Source organism: Actinomyces howellii, from assembly GCF_900637165.1.
Classification (GTDB): Bacteria; Actinomycetota; Actinomycetes; order Actinomycetales; family Actinomycetaceae; genus Actinomyces; species Actinomyces howellii.
The window spans coordinates 774608-794152 of record NZ_LR134350.1 but is presented as its reverse complement, the minus strand read 5'-3'; the positions used below and the strand labels follow the sequence as shown (position 1 = coordinate 794152).

Sequence of the window (19545 nt, the reverse complement as noted above, 5' to 3'; positions counted from 1 at the left end):
CTGCACCAGTCGGAGGAGAAATGACATGAGCACGCACAACGACCCTGTTGATCATGCTGATCCTGTTGTCCTGGCCTACTCCGGAGGGCTCGACACCTCCGTGGCCATCGGATGGATCAGGGAGCGAACGGGCCGAGACGTCGTGGCGGTGGCCGTCGACGTCGGTCAGGGCGGCGAGGACCTCGAGGTGATCCGCCGACGAGCCCTGGACTGCGGTGCGGTGCGTGCCTACGTCGTGGATGCCCGGGAGGAGTTCGCCTCCGACTACTGCATGCCCGCCCTCAAGGCCAACGCACTGTACGAGGGTGCCTACCCGCTGGTGTCCGCCCTGTCCCGCCCGCTCATCGCCAAGCACCTCGTCGCCACAGCCCGCCAGATCGGCTCGTCGACCGTCGCCCACGGATGCACGGGCAAGGGCAACGACCAGGTGCGCTTCGAGGTCTCCATCACCTCGATCGCCCCGGAGCTCCAGTGCCTGTCGCCGGTGCGTGACCTCGCCCTGACCCGTGACGTCGCCATCGACTACGCCGTCGCGCACCGCCTGCCGATCGAGACCACGCGGCACAACCCCTTCTCCATCGACCAGAACGTGTGGGGCAGGGCGGTCGAGACCGGCTTCCTCGAGGACCTCTGGAACGCCCCGACCAAGGACGTCTACGTCTACACCGACGACCCCGCCTATCCTCCCGTGCCCGACGAGCTCATCATCACCTTCGACACGGGGGTGCCGGTGGCCATCGACTCCGAGGGGGTCACGCCCCTGGAGGCCGTCCAGGAGCTCAACCGCCGTGCAGGCGCCCAGGGCGTGGGCCGCATCGACGTCGTCGAGGACCGCCTCGTGGGCATCAAGTCGCGCGAGGTCTACGAGGCCCCCGGTGCGGTGGCCCTCATCGAGGCCCACCGTGCCCTCGAGGCGCTCACCCTCGAGCGGCTCCAGCGCCGGTTCAAGCGCCACGTCGAGCAGACCTGGGCCGAGCTGGTCTACGAGGCCCAGTGGTACTCACCGCTCAAGGAGTCGCTCGACGCCTTCGTCGAGGACACCCAGCGCTACGTGAGCGGAGAGGTCCGCCTCGTGCTCCACGGCGGCAGGGCGACGGCCACCGGCTGGCGCTCGCCCGTTGGTCTGTACGACTTCAACCTGGCCACCTACGACACGGGGGACACCTTCGACCAGTCCTCCTCACGCGGGTTCATCGACATCTACGGCCTGCAGTCCAGGCTCGTCGCCGCCCGCGCCGCTCGCGAGGGCCAGGCCGGTACGACACAGGACGACGCTGCGCCCGTCTCCTGAGCGCGCCGCCCGGACGCGGGCCGGCCCGCGTCCGGGCAGACGGACGGGCTCGTCAGGACGCCCCGGCCGAACCCCGTGTCTGGCGGGGCCCGCCCGACCCGCCGGATGCCGGTAGGGCGGGCTTGGCACTGCCCTTGTCTGCCGTGCGGCGCAGGAAGCGGGTGTCGTCGTTGGCGTAGGCGTAGTAGGCGCCGATGAGCAGCCCGCCGCCGACGAAGTTGCCCAGCAGCGCGACCCCGACGTTGGCCAGCGCCAGGGGAACGTCGATCCCGTGGGTCAGGCCGACCACCGAGAACAGGACCGTGTTGGCCACCGAGTGCTCCAGGCCGAGGAAGGCGAAGACGAAGACGGCGATGATCATCGAGAAGACCTTCGACCAGTCCTCGTGGATGTAGCCGTTGTAGATGAGGAGCATCGCCAGGTTGATCATGAAGTTGCACAGGATCGCCCGGACGAAGAGGTCCCCGATGCCGGAGGCGGAGGACAGGTAGCCGAGCTTGGTCTCCACCGAGTGGACGGCCATCTCGCCGGTGGGTCCCTCGAGGAGGGAGGAGAAGCGGTAGAGGATCGCGAACACCAGGCCGCCGAGGAAGTTGCCGAACAGGCACAGGCCCAGGACCCGCAGGCCCCTCCACCACGAGGTGCGGCGGTAGTAGGCACCGACGACCACGACCATCATGTTCGAGGTGAGCAGCTCGGACCTCGTGTAGTAGATGAAGACCAGGGCCGGGCCGAAGCACAGCGCACCGAGCACCCTGCCCACGCCCGCCATGGACGTGCCACCGACGCCCAGGGAGTCGAAGATCCCGATGATCGCGTAGTTGACGACGTAGAAGACGGCGACGATCATGCCAGCCATCGCAGCGCGCATGAGGTACCGGTGCGCGATCGACCCGGTCATCTGGGTCTTGGTCTCCAGGGCCTCGAGCACCGTCGAGATGAACTGCTTGCCGGGGAAGAGCGCGTTCTGGGAGTCGGCCATGGGGCCCATCGTCCCACGCCCAGACACGCGCCACGCCCGAAACGGCCGGAGCACCTCATCGCATCCTGACAACCGCGGACTGCGTGCACCCGAACGGCCCGTGCCCGGCGTCGCGTCGCTATAGACTGCGGTCGCTCTCCCCACCCTGAGAATCGCAGGAGCCCGGCATGAACGATCGTTCCGACGACCACATCCCCTCCCCGCCCCAGCCGCCCGGAGACGACGGCAGCCCGGACGCGGTCTCCTGGCCTCCCGGCGCGCAGGCCGCGGAGGTGGACGACGCGAACGACACGACGAGCGTCGAGGCCACCGACGGTGCTGACCCGGTCGACCCGGTTGACCCGGTTGACCCGGTGGACAGCAATGTTCCGCCGCCTGCCCCCGGGACGGGCGGAGCGCCGTATCCCTCTGCGCCGCCTGTGCCGCCCGGGCCGCAGGCACAGCCCTGGCCCGGGGCCGCCGCGGCCTCCGGGTACCCCGATGGGTCCGGCGGTGCGAGCGTCCCCCTGGGAACCGCCTCGTGGCCCGTGGGCGCCCCGGCGCAGGCCGGCCCCGGGGCTCCGGTACCCCCGGGGGCCGGCGCTCCGGTGCGGCGCTCGGTCGAGGCCCTCGAGCTGGCTCACCTCGTGTCCCCGGCGGGCCTGGTCACCGTGGGCCTCGTCCTCCTGGCCGCTGTCGTCCCCGCGCTCGTCTCGGGGATCCTCCTCAGCGCCGGTCTGGAGGCCGGGAACGTCCCCCTCGAGGGCTCCTCCCTGCTGCAGCGCATCCTCGTCGCCTCCGGTGTCGTGGTCGGCGGCATGGTGAGGGTGAACCATGAGATGTTCTCGGCCTCGGTGTCGATGCTGTGCCTGGGCCCCCTGACCGCCATCGGCGCCCTCACGGCCTGGGTGACGCGCCGTCGCGCTCCTGACGACTCCCGCGCCACCCGCGTGGGTCCGGTCCTCCTGCGCTCAGCAGCCGAGGGACTCCTCGCCGCGGTCGTCACGACGCTGGTGACGGGTCTGGGCCGGGTCACCGCCGGAACCGGTTCCTCCGACCCCCTGGGCCTGTGGGGCTCGGAGGAGATGACCATCGCCCCCTCGGCGCCCAGGATCCTCCTGCTCGTGCTGCTCGTCGCGACGGTGGGTGCCGCCGTCGGGCGCCTGTCCCGCCTGCCCGCCTCCTCGGCGCCCGCATGGTGGTGGCGCTGCCGACAGATCCGTGCCGAGCTCGCCCAGACCTGGGTCGTCCTGGGAGCCGCCTTCGGTGCGGCGCTGCTCGTCGTCATGGTCGGCGCCGCCCTGGACGACGTCAGCACCCTGCTCGTCCTCCCGATCATGGCGCCCAACCTCGTCGTCGCGTTCATCGCCCTGGGGACGCTGGGGGGCCTGAGCCTGTCGGCCTCGGAGGCCTTCGGGTCATCGGAACCGACCGACACCGTGTACGCCTGGAGCGAGTCGGCCTGGGGGTGGCTGCTCGTCGTCCTGGCCGTGCTCGCGCTCGTCGTGGTCGCGCTGCGCGTGGGCGTGCGCAGGCAGCGTCTGGCAGGGCCCCAGTGGACTCGGGTCTGGCAGCTGCCTACCGTCTGGCTCATCGTCTGGGTGCCCGTGGTCCTGCTCGCGGTGTCCGGCGGTCTGTCGGTCTCCAGCTCACTGATCAACATGAGGGCCAGCCTGTACCCCTCTGTGCTGGCGCTCGTCACCGCGCCCCTGGCCGTGGCCCTGGCCTCAGCCGCGGCTGAGGTCCTGCCGGCGGTCGTCTACCAGCTCTTCCCCCGGGTACTCCAGGTGCTCGTCGGGCGCCAGGCCCTCCAGTCCTGGCTGGTCGGGGCACCGCAGGGCGTCCCTGCCCCGGCGCAGGCCGCCCCGGGAGTCCCCGGGGCCCCGGTGGCGCCGCCCGCCGCCGGCGTCCCGGCCCCGGCACAGGCCGTCCCGGCCCCGGCGCAGGCTGCCCCGGCCCCGGCGCAGGCCGCCGCGGCTTCCGCGACCTCCCCGGCGCCCCTGCCCGGGGCGCCGGCCACCGGCCAGCCGGTCGTCCCCGCCCAGTCGGCCGGGTCGGCGGCCGCGCCCGGCGTGCCGCCATTGGCCCCACCGCCCCCCTTGTCCCCCTCGGGGCGCCGGCGGGTGCGGCTGGGACTCCTCGCGGTCGCGGTGCTCGCCCTTGCGGTCATCGCAGGCGTCGTCGCCGTCCACGTGCTCAACTCCTCCAGGACGCCTGAGGCCGCCGCGCGCGAGTACGTCGAGCTCATCGCCTCCGGCCAGGCCGATGCCGCCACGGCGCTGGTCGACCCCGGTGTGCCCAACGACGAGCGCGGCCTGCTCACCGACGCCGCGATGGCGGGGCGGACCTCGACGATGACCGTCGAGGAGGTCACGCTGGCCTCCGAGGACTCAGAGGACTCTGGAGACTCTGGGGACTCCTCGACAGTGATGGTCGACGTCGTCTACCAGGTCGACGGGGAGCGGCGCCAGGCCCAGGTCGAGGTCTCCCGGAAGGACAACTCGATGCTCGTCCTCCACGAGTGGGAGGTCTCCAGCTCCTTGGCCGTGCCCTGCGAGATCACCGCCGAGATGGTCGACTCGGTCGTGGTCGGGCAGGCCACCATCGAGATGGGGCAGTCCTCTCAGGACGAGGACTCCCAGGACGACTGGGGCTACGGCGGCTCGGTGACCGAGCGCACCGTGACGGCCTACGCCTACCCGGGTACCTACACCGTCTCCGCGCCCGAGGACCTGTCGAGCTACGTGACGATGGACGACGTGACGCTCGATGTCGGTGGAGCACGGGACTGGGGTGTCGCGGCCGTCTCCATGACCGTCGAGGCCAGCCCCGAGCTGGAGGACAAGGTGCTCGAGGCGGTGGCCAGCGCCGTGGAGAGCTGCGCCTCGGTGCCGGGCAACATGGACTCCCAGTGCCCCTACTCCGTGCAGGGAACCGACCTGCAGTCGCTGACCGTGACATCCTCCCCCACGGAGATCACGGAGATGACGACCTCCTCCTTCACCTCCGGGCAGGCGACGATCACGATCAAGCCCAACCCGACGCAGTGGAACCCCGACCCTGACGAGAAGGAGGTCGACTTCGTCATGGTGGGAACCATCGACTTCGACGACAAGGGCGAGCCCACGATCACGGTGGAGGAGTCCTGGTGACCCGGTCCTGGTGACCCGGTCCTGGTAACCCGGTCCTGGTGACCCGGTCACCCCGTGCGTCGGGCCCCCGCCACCGTGGCGGGGGCCCGACGCACGGGACGCGGGCCCACTCGCGTGGGTGCAGGCCGCCGTCGCCGGGGACGGCGTGGGGGATGATGGACCCATGAGCTCGACGAGCACCGAACCCGGCCTCCACCCCGACACCCCAGCCGACCCTCCCTCGATGAGCCTGTGGGGAGGCCGCTTCACCGGAGCTCCCTCCCAGGCGCTGGCCGCCCTGAGCGTGTCGACCCACGTCGACTGGCGCCTGGCGCGCTACGACATCGCCGGCTCCCGCGCTCACGCCCGTGCTCTGGCAGCGGTCGGCCTGCTCGACGCCTCCCAGCTCGCGGCGATGATCGCCTCCCTGGACAGTCTCGAGCACGACGTCGTCTCGGGCGCCTTCACCCCGGCACCCGAGGACGAGGACGTGCACACGGCACTGGAGCGCGGCCTCATCGAGCGCGCGGGACAGGACCTGGGAGGACGCCTGCGCGCGGGCCGCTCGCGCAACGACCAGATCGCCACCCTCATCCGGATGTACCTGCGCGACGCCGCGCGCCGCACGGCGGGCCTCGTCCTCGACGTCGTCGATGCCCTCGTCTCGCAGGCGTCAGGCGCCGGTGCGGCGATCATGCCCGGGCGCACCCACCTCCAGCACGCCCAGCCGGTCCTCCTGGCCCACCACCTCCTGGCCCACGCCTGGCCGCTCATGAGGGACGTCGAGCGCATGATCGACTGGGACGCCCGGGCGGCCGTGTCCCCCTACGGCTCCGGGGCGCTGGCCGGCAACACCCTGGGCCTGGACCCCGACGCCGTCGCGGCCGAGCTCGGCTTCGAGGCCGCGGTCGACAACTCCATCGACGGCACCGCCGCGCGCGACGTCGTGGCGGAGATGAGCTTCATCCTGGCCATGACCGCCGTCGACCTGTCCCGACTGAGCGAGGAGGTCATCATCTGGGGCACCAAGGAGTTCGGCTTCATCACCCTTGACGACGCCTACTCGACGGGCTCGTCGATCATGCCCCAGAAGAAGAACCCGGACGTCGCCGAGCTCGCCCGAGGCAAGGCCGGCAGGCTCATCGGCGACCTCGCCGGGCTCCTGGCCACCCTCAAGGGCCTGCCCCTGGCCTACGACCGGGACCTGCAGGAGGACAAGGAGCCGGTCTTCGACGCCCTCGACACCCTGGCCGTCCTCCTGCCCGCGGTGGCCGGGATGGTCGACACGATGACCCTGCACCGCGAGCGCATGGCCGAGCTCGCCCCCCAGGGGTTCTCACTGGCCACCGACGTCGCCGAGTGGCTCGTCAAGAAGGGGGTGGCCTTCCGCGCCGCCCACGAGATCGCGGGAGCCTGCGTCAAGGCCTGTGAGGAGCGCGGGATGGAGCTGTGGGAGCTGAGCGACGCCGAGATGGTCGCCATCGACCCCCGGCTGGGACCGGGCGTGAGGGACGTCCTGAGCGCCGAGGGCTCGGTGGCGGCCCGCGACGGGCGCGGGGGAACCGCTCCGGTCCGGGTGCTTGAGCAGCTGGCCCGCGCCGGCACGCATGTGGCCGAGCTGCGCGCCTTCTGCCTGGAGGGGTCCGTCCTCGACGGTCCCGGCGCCACGGTGCCGGAGGACTGACATGCCCGTCGTGCCAGCCGGGTCCTGCGCACCCGAGGCCTGCGGGCTGGGGGAGGGCCTGCCCGGGGACGTTCAGCGGGTCCTGGCACTGGACTCCCTGGAGGCGGCGCCGCTACTCCTCGGAGCGGTCGTGTGCGCGACCGACGCCGAGGGAACCGTCTGCGTGCGGATCACCGAGGTGGAGGCCTACCGGGGGCGGGAGGACCCCGGCTCCCACGCCTACCGGGGTCCCACCGCCCGTAACGCCTCGATGTTCCGCGCGGGCGGCGTCATCTACGTCTACCTCACCTACGGCATGCACCACTGCCTCAATGTCGTCACCGGGCCCGAGGGGCTGTCCCGGGCCGTGCTGCTGCGCGGCGGCGAGGTGATCGAGGGCCTGGACCTGGCGCGCTCCCGCCGGCCACGCGCTCGTGCGGACCGCGACCTGGCTCGGGGGCCCGCACGCCTGTGCGCCACCCTGGGACTGACCCGCCTCGATGACGGCGCCGCGCTGGGGGCGCCCGGCACCCGCGTCGCCCTCGTCCTGCCAGCGCCGGGGCGGGCCCCGGCTCCAGGCACGATCCGTACCGGGCCTCGCACGGGAGTCGCCGGCCCCGGCGGCACCGAGGACTACCCCTGGCGCTTCTGGATCGACGGCGATCCTACCGTCTCTCCCTACAAGCCGGCCGCACCCAGGCGTCGCCGGCGCGGGCCGGACGCGACAGCAGGGCCCTGATGCCTGAGAGGTACTGGAACCACAACGTCGCCTTCCATGACGAGCTCGTCGCCGACGCCGCCACCCGGGGCGGCCGGGCCATCGACGTCGGCTGCGGAGAGGGCCTGCTCCTTGAGCGCCTCGCGGAGGTGTGTGAGGAGGTGGTGGGCATCGACCTCGACCCGGTGACGGTGGAGCGCGCGCGGGCCCGACTCGACGGGACCGCGGGGACGACGGTGCTGGGCGCCGATATCCTGGACCCGGCCTCCACGCGGGGATTGGGGGTATTCCAGACCGTGAGCTGCGTGGCCGTCCTCCACCACCTGCCGCTCGAGTCGGGCCTGGGGCACCTGGCCGGGCTCGTGGCGCCAGGCGGGCGACTGATCGTCGTCGGGCTCGCCGCGAACAAGAGCGCCTGGGACTGGATCGTCTCGGGGCTCGCCGTGCTGCCGATCCGCGCCGCGGGCATCTGGCACCACGAGACGCCTGATATCGGTGTCCCTCTCGCCGAGCCCAGCGAGTCCCTGGCCGAGATCCGGCGGGCGGCGGCGCGACTGCTCCCGGGCTCCCGGGTTCGGCGCCGCCTCTACTACCGCTACACCCTCGTCTGGGACCGCTGAGGCAGGTGGCGGGCCGGGACCGCGGCGCCGTCGTGGCACACTGGCTGCCTGCGGGGCGCGCCGTCCCGGACCGGTGGCCACGGGGCGCCGGGGAGACGCACGAAAGGCAAGCACGACAGTGACCGACATCCTGGATGAGCTGCAGTGGCGGGGCCTGGTGGCCCAGCACACCGACATCGACGCGCTGCGTGCGACGCTCACCGGCGGCGCGCTCACCTTCTACTGCGGTTTCGACCCGACGGCCCCGAGCCTCCACCACGGCCACCTCGTGGCGGTCAAGGTCATGCGCCACCTCCAGCTCGCCGGGCACCGGCCGCTGGCCCTGGTCGGCGGTGCCACCGGCCTCATCGGCGACCCCCGGGCCAAGGGGGAGCGCTCCCTCAACACCAGGGAGGTCGTGGCCCAGTGGTCCGCCGGACTCCAGGCCCAGCTCGAGGGACTGCTCGACTTCACCGGCGACAACCCCGCCCGGATCGTCAACAACCTCGACTGGACCGCCGAGCTGAGCGCCATCGACCTGCTGCGCGACGTCGGCAAGCACTTCCGCATGGGGACGATGCTCTCCAAGGACATCATCGCCAGGCGCCTGGCCAGCGAGGAGGGCATCTCCTTCACCGAGTTCAGCTACCAGATCCTCCAGGCCAACGACTACCTCGAGCTCTTCCGCCGACACGGATGCACCCTCGAGGTCGGCGGCAACGACCAGTGGGGCAACCTCGTGGGAGGGATGGACCTCATCCGCAAGGTCGAGGGGGCCTCCGTGCACGTCATGACCAACCCGCTCATCACGAAGGCGGACGGCACGAAGTTCGGCAAGACCGAGGGCGGGGCGGTGTGGCTCAACCCCGAGATGCTCAGCCCCTACGCCTTCTACCAGTTCTGGCTCCAGGCCGACGACGCCGACGTCGTGCGCTTCCTCAAGGTCTTCACCTTCCTGGACCGCGAGGAGATCGAGCGGCTCGAGGCCGCCACCCAGGCCGACCCGCGCGCTCGGCAGGCCCAGCGGGTCCTGGCCCACGAGGTGACGACATGGGTCCACGGCTCCCAGGCCACCGCGCAGGCCGAGGCGGCCACCGCGGCCCTGTGGGGCACCGGAGACCTTCGGGCGCTCGACGCCCCGACCCTGGCCGCAGCCACGGAGGCGCTTCCGGCCACCGAGCTGAGCGTGGGAGGGTCGACCATCGTCGACCTCCTTGTGGGCACCGGCCTGGAGAAGGGCCGCAACGCCGCCCGCAAGACGGTGGCCGCAGGCGGGGCCTACCTCAACAACGTCAAGGTCACCGACGAGGACGCACCCGTGGGCCAGGAGGACCTGCTGGCCGGGGGGATCGTGCTCATCCGCCGCGGCCGACGCAACCTCGCCGTGGCCCGCAGTGCCTGAGGGAACGCGCTGCGAGCACCGGAGCGAAGCCACCTCGCAGCATGTGGGCCATGTGGTCACTGTCACCGCGCCCCCGTTTGACCCGGGGTATGCCGCTGCGTAATGTACTCCGCGGCCCGGCGGCCGATGATCTGTTCAAGAACACGTGTCGCCGGGAGCCGAGCAACTGAAGAGCGAACCACGTGGGAGACCGGGATCACTGGTCCTGGATTTGACCCGACGATGACGGTTCACTAAAGTTGATCGGGCGCTTCCGGAGCGAGGTGGTACGCGATGGCGTACTCGCTGAGAACCGGTGGGTGTGTTGTTTGAGAACTCGATAGTGTGTCATGTTTTTTATGTCATGTTTTGTTCTTCTGGGGTCTGGTTCCTGCGCGGTTGTGTGGGGGTTGGGTTCTGGGGGGATGTTTTTGTTTGGGTTCAGGTTTTTGTTCTCTGGACTGTTTTGTTTTGTTTGGAGAGTTTGATCCTGGCTCAGGACGAACGCTGGCGGCGTGCTTAACACATGCAAGTCGAACGGGCTGCGCCTGCCCTTGTGGTGGGTGTGGTTAGTGGCGAACGGGTGAGTAACACGTGAGTAACCTGCCCCTCACTCCTGGATAACCGCTTGAAAGGGTGGCTAATACGGGGTGTTCTGGTCCTGCTGCATGGTGGGGTTGGGAAAGATGCACTGTTAGGGTGTTTTTGGTGGGGGATGGGCTCGCGGCCTATCAGCTTGTTGGTGGGGTGATGGCCTACCAAGGCGGTGACGGGTAGCCGGCCTGAGAGGGTGGACGGCCACACTGGGACTGAGACACGGCCCAGACTCCTACGGGAGGCAGCAGTGGGGAATATTGCACAATGGGCGGAAGCCTGATGCAGCGACGCCGCGTGAGGGATGGAGGCCTTCGGGTTGTGAACCTCTTTCGCCAGTGAAGAAGGCGCTCCTCGTTGTGGGGGTGTTGACGGTAGCTGGATAAGAAGCGCCGGCTAACTACGTGCCAGCAGCCGCGGTAATACGTAGGGCGCGAGCGTTGTCCGGAATTATTGGGCGTAAAGAGCTCGTAGGCGGCTGGTCGCGTCTGCCGTGAAATCCTCTGGCTTAACTGGGGGCGTGCGGTGGGTACGGGCCGGCTTGAGTGCGGTAGGGGAGACTGGAACTCCTGGTGTAGCGGTGGAATGCGCAGATATCAGGAAGAACACCGGTGGCGAAGGCGGGTCTCTGGGCCGTTACTGACGCTGAGGAGCGAAAGCGTGGGGAGCGAACAGGATTAGATACCCTGGTAGTCCACGCCGTAAACGTTGGGCACTAGGTGTGGGGGCTCTTTCCGGGGTCTCCGCGCCGTAGCTAACGCATTAAGTGCCCCGCCTGGGGAGTACGGCCGCAAGGCTAAAACTCAAAGGAATTGACGGGGGCCCGCACAAGCGGCGGAGCATGCGGATTAATTCGATGCAACGCGAAGAACCTTACCAAGGCTTGACATGTTCCGGTCGCCCGCGGAGACGTGGGTTCCTCCTTGTGGGGCCGGTTCACAGGTGGTGCATGGTTGTCGTCAGCTCGTGTCGTGAGATGTTGGGTTAAGTCCCGCAACGAGCGCAACCCTTGTCCCGTGTTGCCAGCACGTCGTGGTGGGGACTCGCGGGAGACTGCCGGGGTCAACTCGGAGGAAGGTGGGGATGACGTCAAATCATCATGCCCCTTATGTCTTGGGCTTCACGCATGCTACAATGGCCGGTACAGAGGGTTGCGATGTCGTGAGGCGGAGCGAATCCCTTAAAGCCGGTCTCAGTTCGGATCGGTGTCTGCAACTCGACACCGTGAAGTCGGAGTCGCTAGTAATCGCAGATCAGCAACGCTGCGGTGAATACGTTCTCGGGCCTTGTACACACCGCCCGTCACGTCATGAAAGTCGGCAACACCCGAAGCCCGTGGCCCTACGGGGAGCGGTCGAAGGTGGGGCTGGTGATTGGGACGAAGTCGTAACAAGGTAGCCGTACCGGAAGGTGCGGCTGGATCACCTCCTTTCTAAGGAGCTGTGGCTGGTGGCCTGCTGGGTGTGTGGCCTGCGCGTGGTGCGTGGGCGCCTGGTGGGCTGGTGGCCCGGATATCGTGGCATGAGGAACCGCTGACCCTCCTGCTGCCCCCGCCTGGTGTGTGGGGGTGTGGGGGGTTGGTGCCTGACTGGTTCGTGTGTCTGCTTGTCCTGCCTGTGTGGTGGGGTGGTGGGTGCGTGGGCTGGTCGGGGTGGCACGCTGTCGGGGTTCTGGGGCGGTGCGCCCTGGTGCCTGGCTGCTGGCCCTGTCCCTGTGGGGGGTGGGTGCTGGTGGTGTGGGTGGGTTGGTTGTGAACTGTATAGTGGACGCGAGCATCTTTCTTTGGTCTTGCCGCGGCCGTGTGGTCGTGGCGGACCGTGATTGTTTTGTTGGTTTGTTGTGTTGTTTGTTTCTATGAGCGTTCGGTGGATGCCTTGGCATCAGGGGCCGATGAAGGACGTGGTGGCCTGCGATATTCCTCGGGGAGCCGGCTGACGGGCTGTGATCCGAGGGTTTCCGAATGGGGGGACCCGGCGCCCGTCATGGGGCGTCACTCGTACCTGAATTCATAGGGTGCGGGGGGTGACGCGGGGAAGTGAAACATCTCAGTACCCGCAGGAGAAGATATTCCGTGAGTAGTGGCGAGCGAAAGCGGATGATGGTTAAACCGTTGTCGTGTGATACCCGGCAGGGGTTGCGGCGGCGGTGTTGTGGGGCGTTCCTGTTCCTGGTCTGCCGGCTGGGTGCGTAGTGATCAATCTGGTGGGTAGCCGAACCCCTTGGGACGGGGGGCCGTAGTGGGTGAGAGCCCCGTAGGTGAAACCTGCTGGACTGCGTGGGGGCGTTCCCGAGTAGCACGGGGCCCGTGGAATCCTGTGTGAATCTGCCGAGACCACTCGGCTGCCTGAATACCTCCTGATGACCGATAGCGGATGAGTACCGTGAGGGAATGGTGAAAAGTACCCCGGGAGGGGAGTGAAAGAGTACCTGAAACCGGGCGCTTGCAAGCCGTCAGAGCCCGCCTGTGCGGGTGATGGCGTGCCTTTTGAAGAATGAGCCTGCGAGTCAGTGGCGTGTCGCGAGGTTAACCCGGTGTGGGGGAGCCGTAGCGAGAGCGAGTCCGAAAGGGCGCCACAGTGGCACGTCCTGGACCCGAAGCGGGGTGATCTACCCATGGCCAGGTTGAAGCACGTGTAAGAGCGTGTGGAGGACCGAACCCACCTAGGTTGAAAACTGGGGGGATGAGCTGTGGGTAGGGGTGAAAGGCCAATCAAACTCCGTGATAGCTGGTTCTCCCCGAAATGCATTTAGGTGCAGCGTCGCGTGGTCCCGGGCGGAGGTAGAGCTACTGGGTGGCTGATGGGCCCCACAGGGTTACTGAGGTCAGCCAAACTCCGAATGCCGTCCGGTCGAGCGCGGCAGTGAGACCGCGGGGGATAAGCTCCGTGGTCGAGAGGGAAACAGCCCAGATCGCCGGCTAAGGCCCCTAAGCGTGTGCTAAGTGGGAAAGGATGTGCGGTCGCGCAGACAACCAGGAGGTTGGCTTAGAAGCAGCCATCCTTGAAAGAGTGCGTAATAGCTCACTGGTCAAGTGGTCGTGCGCCGACAATGTAGCGGGGCTCAAGCACACCGCCGAAGCCGCGGACCTGCAGCGTGGACCTTACGCCGCCGCCTGTTGGTGGTGGTGTCAGGGGCTGTGGGTGGTAGGGGAGCGTCCTGCACCGGGTGAAGCCTCGGAGTGATCCAGGGGTGGACGGTGCGGGAGTGAGAATGCAGGCATGAGTAGCGATACTAGGGTGAGAAACTCTAGCGCCGAATGACCAAGGGTTCCAGGGCCAGGCTAGTCCGCCCTGGGTGAGTCGGGACCTAAGGCGAGGCCGACAGGCGTAGTCGATGGACGACGGGTTGATATTCCCGTACCGGCGTAGTACCGCCCATGCTGACGCGCGGGTGCTGACCCACGCCGCTGGTCGCGTGCGGGCCCTGTGGTGCCTTCGGGTGCTGTGGGGTCCTGCGGCTGGTGGTCTGGGGACCCTCCGTGCAGGTAGGCAAGCGTGTTAACAGGGGTGACGCACAGTGGTAGCCTCGCGGGCCTGATGGCTTGGCCCGTTCAAGCGCGCAGCCCGTCTCCCAGGCAAATCCGGGAGGCAGCCCCCCTGTGGGGGCAGAGGTGAGGCGTGATGGTGACCCCACCGCTGGTGGGGGAAGCAGGGTGATCCTGGGGTGCCGAGAAAAGCCTCGACGCGATGGTACGAGCCGCCCGTACCCTAAACCGACACAGGTGGTCGGGCAGAGTATGCCTAGGCGCACGAGATAATCATGGTTAAGGAACTCGGCAAAATGCCCCCGTAACTTCGGGAGAAGGGGGGCCCGAGCCCTGAAGCCCCGTCGCGGGCTAGGGGTGAGGGCCGCAGAGACCAGGGAGAAGCGACTGTTTACTAAAAACACAGGTCCGTGCGAAGCCGCAAGGCGATGTATACGGACTGACGCCTGCCCGGTGCTGGAAGGTTAAGAGGAGCCGTCATCCCCACGCTCGTGGGGTGCAGCGGTGAATTTAAGCCCCAGTAAACGGCGGTGGTAACTATAACCATCCTAAGGTAGCGAAATTCCTTGTCGGGTAAGTTCCGACCTGCACGAATGGCGTAACGACTTCTCCGCTGTCTCGACCATGAGCTCGGCGAAATTGCACTACGAGTAAAGATGCTCGTTACGCGCAGAAGGACGGAAAGACCCCGGGACCTTTACTATAGCTTGGTATTGGCGTCCGCTATGGCTTGTGCAGGATAGGTGGGAGACCGTGAAGCCGTCACGCCAGTGACGGTGGAGTCGTCGTTGAAATACCACTCTGGCCATGGCGTGCGCCTGAACCTCGGCCCGTGATCCGGGTCAGGGACAGTGCCTGGTGGGTAGTTTAACTGGGGCGGTTGCCTCCTAAAGAGTAACGGAGGCGCTCAAAGGTTCCCTCAGCCTGGTCGGCAACCAGGTGTTGAGTGCAAGTGCACAAGGGAGCTTGACTGCGAGACCGACGGGTCGAGCAGGTACGAAAGTAGGAACTAGTGATCCGGCGATCCCGAGTGGGTGGGTCGTCGCTCAACGGACAAAAGGTACCCCGGGGATAACAGGCTGATCCTGCCCAAGAGTCCATATCGACGGCATGGTTTGGCACCTCGATGTCGGCTCGTCGCATCCTGGGGCTGGAGCAGGTCCCAAGGGTTGGGCTGTTCGCCCATTAAAGCGGTACGCGAGCTGGGTTTAGAACGTCGTGAGACAGTTCGGTCCCTATCCTCTGCGCGCGCAGGAGACTTGAGAAGGCCTGTCCCTAGTACGAGAGGACCGGGACGGACGAACCTCTGGTGTGCCAGTTGTCCCGCCAGGGGCACGGCTGGTTGGCTACGTTCGGAACGGGTAACCGCTGAAAGCATCTAAGCGGGAAACCATCTTCAAGATAAGGTCTCCGCACCACCCCCGGGTGGTGGAAGGCCCCCAGCAGACCACTGGGTAGATAGGCCGGACGTGGAAGCGGGGCAACCCGTGCAAGCCGACCGGTACTAATAGGCCAACACAAACAACACCCCAAAAAGCAAACCACGAAGCACACGCGCGTCCACTATACGGTCCACGACCAACCCCCCCCACGCGGGCACACACCCCACCACCACACGGTAGGCCCGGGGCAGCACCACACAACACACCACCCACACCAGGTGGTAGCCCATAAAGAACGTCTCGGTGGTCACAGCGGGAGGGACACGCCCGGCCCCATACCGAACCCGGAAGCTAAGACTCCCAGCGCCGATGGTACTGCACCCGCCAGGGTGTGGGAGAGCAGGACACCGCCGAGCACACACCACAGTCAGGCCCGGACCGACACCACGTCGGCCCGGGCCTGACCCACACCCACACCGCCGGCCGTGTAGGCTCGGACCACCCCACGGCGCACGATGCCAGGAACCCTCAGGACAGCTTCAGGAAAGAAGGACCATGCCCCACGACAGGCGCGACAGCTCCCGGCACTCGGGCGGGTCCGGTGGCGCACGGCGCCATGACCGCCACGGGATCGGCGCCCAGGACGCGCAGCGCCAGCGGCGCGGGCCCGCGCGGGACGGCGAGCGGCGGCGCCAGGACGGCGACTACCAAGACTTCCGTGGCGCTCGTGGCGCTCGTGGCTCGCGGGACGGCTGGGAGGACCGGCGCGGCGAGCGCGGCGGCCGGGACACCCGGCGCCAGGACGGCGACTACCAAGACTTCCGTGGCGCTCGTGGCTCGCGGGACGGCTGGGAGGACCGGCGCGGCGAGCGCGGCGGCCGGGACACCCGGCGCCAGGACGGCGACTACCAAAGCTCCCGTGGCGCTCGTGGCGCTCGTGGCTCGCGGGACGGCTGGGAGGATCGGCGCGGCGAGCGCGGCGGCCGGCCCGAGCGACGGGGGCCGGCGGCTGGCGGGGCACGGGGCTCCCGGCCGCCGCAGCGGGCGCGCGTGCCGGAGCCGCCCGTCCCCGCGGACGTCCTCGCCGAGCACCTCGAGGCCCCCGCTCGGCGCGAGCTGCGTGCCTTGGGCCGGGCGAACGCCGAGAACGTCGCACGACACCTTGTCATGGTCCAGCGTCTTGTCGACACCGACCCCGAGACGGCTCTCAGGCACGCCCGCTACGCCGCCTCCCACGCCGGTCGCGTCGCGGTCGTCAGGGAGTCGGCAGGCATCGCCGCCTACCTCGCGGGGCACTACCAGGAGGCCCTGCGGGACATTCGGGCCGCCCGCCGCCTGTCGGGCCTCGACCTGCACCGCGCCATCGAGGCGGACTGCGAGCGGGCGCTGGGACGCTACGACCAGGCACTGAAGGCCGCCAAGGGCGCTGACCCCGCCCAGCTCGACGACGTCGAGGAGGCCGAGATCGCGATGGTCGTCTCGGGGATCAGGCAGGAGATGGGACACCCCGAGCTGGGCCTCATGGTCATCGAGGAGGCGATCATGATGTTCCGCGGCGATCGTGAGACGCTGCGGCGCCTGCACTCGGTGCGGGCCGACAGGCTCGAGGAGCTGGGGCGCCTCGAGGAGGCCGAGGCGGTGCGCCGACGCATCGGCCTCGGGCCCCAGCCGCACGATGACGCGGTCGAGGTCTACGACGTCTCTGAGGAGTCCTTCGAGGACGACATCGACGCCGACGATGCCGCCGATGCCGCCGATGCCGCCGATGCCGCCGATGCCGCCGATGCCGCTGATGCCGCTGATGCCGCTGACGGGCCTGCAGCCGACGAGCAGGTGGCGGCCGGTCAGGACGGCGAGGGCGCCACCGAGCACGGGGCTCAGGTCGCTGGGCGGGCTGTTGCCGACGACGCTGCGTGGTCGGGCTCCTTCGCCGAGAGGGTCGAGGCTGAGATGGCCGAGATCCTGGGAGAGGACGCCCCGGCCGCCGACGAGGAGGACTGAGATGACCGCCGCACCGCAGGCCGGGGCCCCTGCCCGGCTGCTGGGATCCGCTGCTCCGCTCGACAGCGCCTACGACGTCGCGCTGCTCGACCTGGACGGCGTGTGCTTCGCCGGGGACGCCCGGATCCCCCATGCGGCCGACGCCGTCAACGCGGCCCGCGCCCGGGGGATGCGACTGTCCTTCGTCACGAACAACGCCTCCCGGGCCCCGGCGGCGGTGGTCGCCACGCTGGCCCGCAACGACATCGAGGCCCGTCCCGAGGAGGTCTTCTCCGCCGCGATGGACGGCGCCGCCCTGCTGCGCGAGCACCTCGAGGAAGGCGCCGCCGTCCTCGTCGTCGGAGGTCAGGGCCTTCGCGAGGCCCTGACCGACGAGGGCTTCACCCTCGTGACCTCCGCCGAGGACCGTCCGGCCGCCGTCGTCCAGGGCTATGACCCCGGCGTGGACTGGGCGCTGCTCAGCGAGGGCTTCTACGCGATCAGCGCCGGGGCCCTGCACGTGGCCACCAACCTCGACGCGACCCTGCCCACCGAGAGAGGCTTCGCGCTGGGTAACGGCAGCCTCGTGGCGGCGATCGTCAACGCCTCGGGTCACGAGCCCATCGCCGGGGGCAAGCCCTTCCCCGGGATCTACCGCAGGGCGCTGGCGCGCAGCGGAGGCACGACCCCCCTGGCCGTGGGTGACCGCCTCGACACCGACCACGTCGGCGCCCGCGCCGCGGGCATCGCCTCCCTCCACGTCCTGACCGGGGTCTCGACCGCCAGGGACGTCGTCCTCGCCGCTGCCGGACAGAGGCCCACCTTCCTCCACACCGACCTGCGGGGCCTGGGCCAGCCCCATCCCGAGCCGGTGCGCACGACCAGCGACGGCACGACGTGGTGGCAGGTGGGCCAGGCCCGGGCCAGGGTGCGCGAGGGCGCCGCCGAGCTCGAGGGCCGCGGCCCGCTGCTCGGAGGCCCTCAGGACGTCGTCGAGGTCGGCCTCGACGACTACCGTGCCGTGGCCTGCGCGGTGTGGGAGCACCTTGACGAGCACGACGGCGACGCATCGGGGCTGAGCGTCCCAGGTCTGCGGGTCCAGGACTGAAGGACGGTGCCCGGATGACGCAGAGCACGGCGCAGGACCCGCCCCGCCCGGGGCCGGTGCGTCCGAAGGACCTCCCGCCGTCCCCCCGGGACCTGCCCGACCACGGGCTGCATCTGGAGGCCGCCGAGGCCCTGCCCCTGGGGCAGCGCGCCGAGGAGCTCACAGCCGTCCACGCCAGCCTGGCCGCGGTCCTCCGGGAGGCACAGGACTGAGGCCGGCGTCGACCGGAGTCCCAGGGCAGCCAGCCGGGCGTCCTCCGCCCGGTCGAGCTCCCAGGCCGTCACCGGCACCCGACGCCGGGGCCCTTCCCGAGAGCGCACCCCGACCACCGACTTGACCGACAACCAGGAACCGACGACCCATCAGGCGCGAACCGCATGGCACGACTCATCCGCATCGACTCCGAGCTGGTCCGACGGGGACTCGCGCGCTCGCGCGCCCACGCGGCCCAGCTCGTCACCGACGGGCACGTCACGCTCGACGGGGCCGTCGTGGACAAGCCGGCGCGCCAGGTCGACCCCGCCCAGGCCATCGAGCTCATCGTCCCGGGCGGCGACGACTACGTCTCCCGGGGGGCCCACAAGCTCGCCGGTGCTCTCGACGCCCTCGAGGCCAGGGGCTTGGCCCCCCGGGTCGCCGGCCGCAGGTGCCTGGACGCCGGAGCATCGACCGGGGGCTTCACCGACGTCCTCCTGCGCAGAGGCGCCGAGCACGTCGTCGCCGTCGACGTCGGCTACGGCCAGCTCGCCTGGTCCCTGCGCTCCGACTCCCGCGTCACCGCCATGGACCGCACCAACGTGCGCACCCTCGACCCGGCCGCCGTCGCCCCGCCGCCCCAGCTCGTCGTGGGGGACCTGTCCTTCATCTCCCTGACCCTCGTCCTCGAGCCTCTCGTCCGCTCGGCCGCACCGGACGCCGACCTGCTCCTCATGGTCAAGCCCCAGTTCGAGGTCGGCAAGGACAGGCTCGGACACGGGGGAGTGGTGCGTGACAGCGAGCTGCACGTCGAGACCGTCCTGTCCGTCCTCGACCGGGCCCACGTGCTCGGCCTGGGGGTCGACGCCGTCGAGGCCTCCCCCTTGCCGGGGCCGGCGGGCAACGTCGAGTACTTCGTGTCCCTGCACGCCCGGACCGCTGGGAGCCCGCAGGACCTCACAGGTCCCGCCCTCACCCAGGAGGTGCGTCGCGCCGTCGCCCACGGGCCGGCGGGAGGGCCGGGCGCGCAGGACACCACCACGAGGAGGAGCCGATGA

Annotated in this window: 11 protein-coding genes and 3 rRNA genes; 13 read left to right on the top strand and 1 reads right to left on the bottom strand. The window is 69.3% G+C overall.

Going from position 1 to position 19545, the window contains the following annotated elements:
• The first annotated feature begins 25 nt into the window (after positions 1–25).
• A complete protein-coding gene (locus tag EL245_RS03320; RefSeq protein WP_126381853.1) occupies positions 26–1291 on the top strand; it encodes an argininosuccinate synthase in 1266 nt (421 codons plus the stop codon).
• Positions 1292–1343: 52 nt separating this feature from the next.
• On the opposite strand, the gene EL245_RS03315 is transcribed toward EL245_RS03320, so the two are convergent.
• Positions 1344–2273, bottom strand: coding sequence for a formate/nitrite transporter family protein (locus tag EL245_RS03315; protein WP_126381852.1), 930 nt, complete (start codon positions 2271–2273; stop codon positions 1344–1346).
• A gap of 167 nt (positions 2274–2440) precedes the next feature.
• Between EL245_RS03315 and EL245_RS13155 the strand changes: the two genes are divergently transcribed.
• The 12 genes from EL245_RS13155 (at position 2441) to EL245_RS03255 (ending at position 19545) form a co-directional block, all read left to right on the top strand.
• Positions 2441–5404, top strand: coding sequence for a hypothetical protein (locus EL245_RS13155; protein WP_161512796.1), 2964 nt, complete (start codon positions 2441–2443; stop codon positions 5402–5404).
• A 163-nt stretch (positions 5405–5567) separates the two neighbouring features.
• The gene (argH, locus tag EL245_RS03305) at positions 5568–7067 is read left to right on the top strand and encodes an argininosuccinate lyase (protein WP_126381851.1); all 1500 of its coding nucleotides are present in this window, start codon (positions 5568–5570) and stop codon (positions 7065–7067) included.
• A gap of 1 nt (position 7068) precedes the next feature.
• Complete coding sequence (locus tag EL245_RS03300; protein ID WP_126381850.1) at positions 7069–7785, top strand: DNA-3-methyladenine glycosylase; 717 nt, start codon at positions 7069–7071, stop codon at positions 7783–7785.
• Positions 7785–8384 (top strand): class I SAM-dependent methyltransferase, encoded by a 600-nt coding sequence (locus EL245_RS03295; protein ID WP_126381849.1) that lies wholly within the window; start codon positions 7785–7787, stop codon positions 8382–8384. The genes EL245_RS03300 and EL245_RS03295 overlap by 1 nt, the downstream gene beginning before the upstream one ends.
• 118 nt (positions 8385–8502) lie before the next feature.
• On the top strand, positions 8503–9765 hold the full coding sequence (gene tyrS / locus EL245_RS03290; protein WP_126381848.1) for a tyrosine--tRNA ligase: 1263 nt from the start codon (positions 8503–8505) through the stop codon (positions 9763–9765).
• A 451-nt stretch (positions 9766–10216) separates the two neighbouring features.
• Positions 10217–11770 (top strand): 16S ribosomal RNA (locus EL245_RS03285).
• Between the two features lie 410 nt (positions 11771–12180).
• A 23S ribosomal RNA gene (locus tag EL245_RS03280) occupies positions 12181–15349 on the top strand.
• Positions 15350–15503: 154 nt separating this feature from the next.
• Positions 15504–15620: ribosomal RNA gene (gene rrf / locus EL245_RS03275) — 5S ribosomal RNA — on the top strand.
• The 16S, 23S and 5S rRNA genes sit together here, the layout of an rRNA operon.
• Before the next feature lie 751 nt (positions 15621–16371).
• Complete coding sequence (locus EL245_RS13975) at positions 16372–17205, top strand: tetratricopeptide repeat protein (protein ID WP_232009918.1); 834 nt, start codon at positions 16372–16374, stop codon at positions 17203–17205.
• A 1-nt stretch (position 17206) separates the two neighbouring features.
• The gene (locus EL245_RS03265; RefSeq protein ID WP_126381847.1) at positions 17207–18292 is read left to right on the top strand and encodes an HAD-IIA family hydrolase; all 1086 of its coding nucleotides are present in this window, start codon (positions 17207–17209) and stop codon (positions 18290–18292) included.
• Between the two features lie 14 nt (positions 18293–18306).
• A complete protein-coding gene (locus EL245_RS03260) occupies positions 18307–18504 on the top strand; it encodes a hypothetical protein (RefSeq protein WP_126381846.1) in 198 nt (65 codons plus the stop codon).
• Between the two features lie 165 nt (positions 18505–18669).
• Positions 18670–19545, top strand: coding sequence for a TlyA family RNA methyltransferase (locus tag EL245_RS03255; RefSeq protein ID WP_126381845.1), 876 nt, complete (start codon positions 18670–18672; stop codon positions 19543–19545).